Raw genomic sequence first — 4,660 nt, 5'->3', positions numbered from 1 at the left:
GAGAAGATCTGATCGGGATACGCAAAGCCTGAAAACCGGAAAGCCGTGTATCTCGATCTCCTTGTTTCTTAAGCGGCGGCGGCCATGAGCAAAAAGAAGCCCCGCTCGGATGAGCGGGGCGATCTCGGGCTTGGGTCTTAGTCGCCGTTGCGGCGGGACCAGATGAGGTTGTGGGACTTTCCGTCCTCAGCTTCGACCAGACTGGCGTAGATTGGGGCCGGGAAGCTCGGATCGTCCAGCTTGACGGAGAGGTATTCACGCTGCGTCTCGCGGGCGATCTTCTTCCAAGCCGCGCCGAACTCGGTGGCGCCGGCGAAGATGCGGAAGTCGGGGCCGCGTTCGCTATCGCCCTCGGTGACGGTGAACTTTGCTTTGACATTGAGGGTCAGGGTTTTGACCGCGCCGGTGAAGCCCGCGCCGTTCTCGTTCTTGGTGAAGGTGCCGATGGTCGCCATTGTCGAATTCCTTTTCCTGTCGGGCCGCACCATTGCGACCTCGATGGCGGTCGTGAGACCGGGGACGATCGGCCCCGCACCCCTTTTGGGGCTGGAACACCGTGGAAGGCGGCCGGCGACAGCTTTTTTGTTTCGCGCTGCAAAGCCGAAGGCGGCGGAAAAAAGCTGGCGGCGGACGTTGCGGGAAGACGAGCGAGGCGAAGCCGGTCTTCGGTCAGACCTTGCCAGATCGAGGACGCGAATGGAGCGCCCACAACAGGAAATCGCGTGGAATACGGCAATGGCGGCCGTCCTGCGCCTCGCCGGGACCGGGGACTCTATGCGGGTTCATTGGCTGCGGTCTTTGCTGATCCGACCGGCAAGGCTATTCACCTCTCACCAGCGAGGGCGATAGCGGGTGTGGTCTTGTCTGACCTTCGCGGATGCCACTGTGTCAGGTGTGGCGGGAAGATCGCTTGCGGGGCCTTGCGCCATGCGCGGCCAGGTGGATGGTTCGAGATTCCCGGCGCTGACCCGTTTGCCAGTCGAAGCGGGCGAAAAGCCCGATCTTATGGGCTTGCCGTGGCGACCGGGATCGACGCCCCGGATTGCTCCCGTTTATCCGTGTGGGGCTTGCCGCGAGATGGACGCCGCCGCCCCCTTGCGTTAGGGATTGAAGCCGACTGGCGGAAACGCGCTATGGGCGTGGTTCCGGCGCAGCCGAAAGCCCGGCCCGAAGGGCAACGCCCACGTCTCTCTCTACCTTATCAAAACGCGAAGCGTCCTGCCGTTCAGTGCTGGGCAGTCCAGGGGTCGATGACCGGAACGCCTGCCGCGTCGAAGGCGCTGGCATCGCGTGTCGCAACCGTGAAACCGTGGGCGGTTGCGATAGCGGCTATATAGCCGTCCGGCGTTGGAAAGCCCTTGCCCGCCTTGCGGGCCGCAACTGCAAGATCGGCATAGTGACGCGCGGCATCGGTATCGAAGGCGAGGATTCTGCCCTCGAACAGCGGGAGCATCCCGTCGAGCGTGGCGGCGAGCTTCTGCTTGCGCCGTCCATCCGGCAGCGCGCCGATGCCGAACAGGAGTTCCGCGACAGTCACGCTGGAGATGTAGAGGGTTTCAGCCGCCTGTTCGTCCAACCAGTCGCGCACGGTGGGGTCTGGCTCCGGCTTCATTGCCTCGGAGACGACATTCGTATCCAGAACGATCATTCAAAGCTCATCGGCACGGCGGGCGTCTTGTCGCGGGCTTGTTCCAACGCCCCGAAATCGGCATTGGTCAGCCCGGTCTTGCGGCTCAACGCCGACAGGGCCGAACCGAGGCGCAGGCGCTCGGCGGGACGAACCGCCGATTCCAGAATGTCGCGCATTTCCGCCTCGGCGCTGCGGCCATGCTGGGCCGCACGCACCTTGATGGCGCGGTGGATCTCGTCCGAGAGATTGCGAATGGTGACGGCGGGCATCTGATGGCGTCTCCGGTCAAGTGATAGCTGCGATAGCAATATAGGCAATATGCCATCAAATGGCAAGGTGTGCCCCGTTATCGGACGGGCTGGCCGACGCCAGCCGCCAGTCGCATCCCTGCCGCTATGCCGACGCATCCGCCGCCGACAATGCAGAAGATTTGCCGCCAGATTTCCGACGGCACGGCCTCCTTGGTGATGCCATGGACCAGCGCATAGCCCGCCACGGCGGCGGGCGCGGCGAAGACAATCGCCACGATCAGGCGGATGACGGGGGTGCGGAACGTTTCGAACAGCCCGGCCATGACGCCGAAGGCGACACCAGCGGAGAACAGCCCGACCAGTCCCGCGCCTATCAGCCCGGAGCCGGTCTGCCAGGCGAATTGCGCGGCGGCCAGCCCAACGAAAAAGGGCAGCGCGTAGATTGCGAGCGTATAGGCGAGAACGCAGAGAAGCGCGATCAGCGCAAAGCTCATGAACATGACGGCGACCATGATCTCTTTCCTTTGACTTTCCAGCACCGCCTTTCGTGCAGTCGTCAACATTGTCGCCGCACATCTTTATGGTGCCGCTGTCGTTCCAATATGTCGAGGTCATCCGGCCACGCGCGGAAGCCGCGCGGCCGCGATTTTTGGGGGTGGAAGACCGGGACCGCTTGCGCGATCCCGGCCCGCCTTTCATTCCGCCGCGACGGGGAAAGCCTCGTCCTCCGTGGCCTCGGCGCTCTCGACCTCCGGCACGTCCTCGGCGGCAGAGACTTCCCGCTGCTCGTCGGCCAGCCATGCGGGCTGCTCGGTGCGCAGCACAGGCGGAAGCCAGCCGGTTCCGGCCAGAAGTTGCTCGGCGGCCTCCGCCATTTCCGGCTTCTTCCTGTCCGCGATCCGCTCCGCTGCCTCGTCGCCAAGGGAATCGCGCACGGTGGCGAGGATATGCGCCTTGGTGACGCGCCCGAGATAGGCGCGAACCGTGGGCGTCCAGTGCGCCGTCATGTCGAGCGCAACCGCCGTCGCCAGCCTGTCGGCGGTGGCAAGGGCATGGCGCTTGTGGGCCTCCCACGGCTGCTTGACGGCATTGACGGTCAGCGAAGCACAATGGGCAAACAGGGCCATGACGCTGGCATGTTCCAGCCCGGCGATGAAGCCCCAAAGGCTTGCCACGTCGCGAGGCATGTCCGCCGCCCATCCGGCATGGCGATCCTCCAACCCCTTCGCCGCCGCCGTGTCCTCGATCCCGTCCGCATGGCTGGCGAGGTAGCCGCTCGTCGGGCGGATTTCGAGGCAATGGGCATCCCCGCCGCCGCGATAGAAGGTCTGCGCGGCAAGCGCATGGGTTACAGCGACCAAGGCTATGTCCGGCCGCTCGCCAAGGGCGAGACGCAGGGCAAGGGTGCGATGCGCGGTCAGGTCGCGGATGAGCGAGTCCGACAGCGGCTTGCCGTCTTCCTCCGCTTCCTCGTCCTCCGGCTCATGGCCGGAAACGGGATGGTCGTCGCCGTCCATGACTTCGCCATCGGCGTTGACGCGCACCCCGTCGACCACGGTGCTGCCGTCCTCCGCTTCGGGTTCCTCCGGTTCCGGGGCTTCGTCTTCGAGCCGGATGAACCCGCGCTCGATGCGGGCTTCCCCGTCATGGTTCAGAACCACGAACACGCCACCGCGCGCGATCTCGTCGGCCTCATAGGCATAACGCTTGGCGTCGATGCGCTCGATCTCGGCTTCAAGCTCCGCGAAGCGCTGATCCACTTCAGGCGGCAGGTCCACGTCAGCATCCTCCCATTCCGCCGACAGGCGTTCAAGTTCCTCCTGCGCAGCGTAGTAGTCGGTTTCGTCTGCCTCCGAAAGCTCGACCGGCTGCGGATAGGTGCGGCGCAGGCCATGGGCGTGGGGCCAGTCGATATGAGTCGAAACCCATTTCCAGCCCTCGGCCTCCTGAACTTGCGCCGCAATACTTTCCAGCTTGTCGAGGGCCAGCCGATCGAGCAACGCGGCATCTTCATAGAAGCCGCCGCGATCCTCGGTGAACAGGTCGCGGATGATGGTGCCGCCCGCCTCCGAATAGGCTTCCGCACCGACAAGGATTGCGCGCCGGTCGGTCGCTGCCACGTTGCTGGCGGCCAGGTCGCGGCGGATGATCCACGGCTCGCGGTTATAGGACAGGCTTTCGTAAACCTGTTCCTGCCGGGCATGGTCCTCGGTGAAGGCGAAAGCCATCAATTGATGCAAGGTCAGATCGCCGTCACGATAGACCTGCATCAGCTTGGGGCTGACCGCGCCAAGGCGAAGCCGCTGCTTCACGACATGCGCGGTGACGCCGAACCGGGCGGCGATTTCCTCCGCGCCCCATCCGCGCGTTTCCGCAAGCTCGCGGAAGCGCTCGAACTGGTCGGCGGGGTGCAGGTCTTCGCGGGTCACGTTCTCGTCAAGGCTGATCTCGGCGGGATCGTTCGCCGTGTCGATGACGCAGCGGATCGGCTCGGTCCGCTTGATCTCCTTCCGCTTGGCGCGCAGCAACTGCGCCAGCCTGCGGCCTTCGCCGACGCTGACCAGATAGCAGCCGGTCGGCTCGCCCTCCGCGTCAAGTTCCGGCTCCACCACCAGATTTTGCAGGATGCCCTTGGCGGCGATGCTCGCCGCCTTCGCCTCGATGGACGCCTCGCTGTGCGGGGTCTTCCGGGCGTTTTGCGGGTGCTTCTTGAGCTTGTTGAGCGGGATGAAAACCGTTTCGCCATGTTCGGGAGCGGTTGGGGTCTGTGTCTTCGTCG

5 protein-coding genes are annotated in these 4,660 nt (G+C 64.7%); all 5 read right to left on the bottom strand.

Features of this window, described 5'->3' with window-relative positions; translation table 11 throughout:
• Positions 1–137: 137 nt before the first annotated feature.
• A complete protein-coding gene (locus KUG85_RS20980) occupies positions 138–455 on the bottom strand; it encodes a DUF736 domain-containing protein (protein WP_223006757.1) in 318 nt (105 codons plus the stop codon).
• Positions 456–1,225: 770 nt separating this feature from the next.
• Positions 1,226–1,648: a type II toxin-antitoxin system VapC family toxin gene (locus KUG85_RS20975; RefSeq protein ID WP_223006756.1), complete on the bottom strand. Its 423-nt coding sequence runs from the start codon at positions 1,646–1,648 to the stop codon at positions 1,226–1,228.
• Positions 1,645–1,899, bottom strand: coding sequence for a FitA-like ribbon-helix-helix domain-containing protein (locus KUG85_RS20970; RefSeq protein ID WP_223006755.1), 255 nt, complete (start codon positions 1,897–1,899; stop codon positions 1,645–1,647). Before KUG85_RS20970 ends, KUG85_RS20975 begins: the two co-directional genes overlap by 4 nt.
• 77 nt (positions 1,900–1,976) lie before the next feature.
• Entirely contained in the window at positions 1,977–2,393 is a 417-nt protein-coding gene (locus tag KUG85_RS20965; RefSeq protein WP_223006754.1) for a hypothetical protein, read from the bottom strand.
• 183 nt (positions 2,394–2,576) lie between these two features.
• On the bottom strand, positions 2,577–4,660 hold a 2,084-nt coding region (locus KUG85_RS20960), incomplete at its 5' end, for a ParB/RepB/Spo0J family partition protein (protein WP_223006753.1).

Source organism: Nitratireductor rhodophyticola (assembly GCF_019891355.1).
GTDB lineage: Bacteria > Pseudomonadota > Alphaproteobacteria > Rhizobiales > Rhizobiaceae > Nitratireductor > Nitratireductor rhodophyticola.
This window is presented reverse-complemented; position numbering and strand designations above follow the sequence as displayed.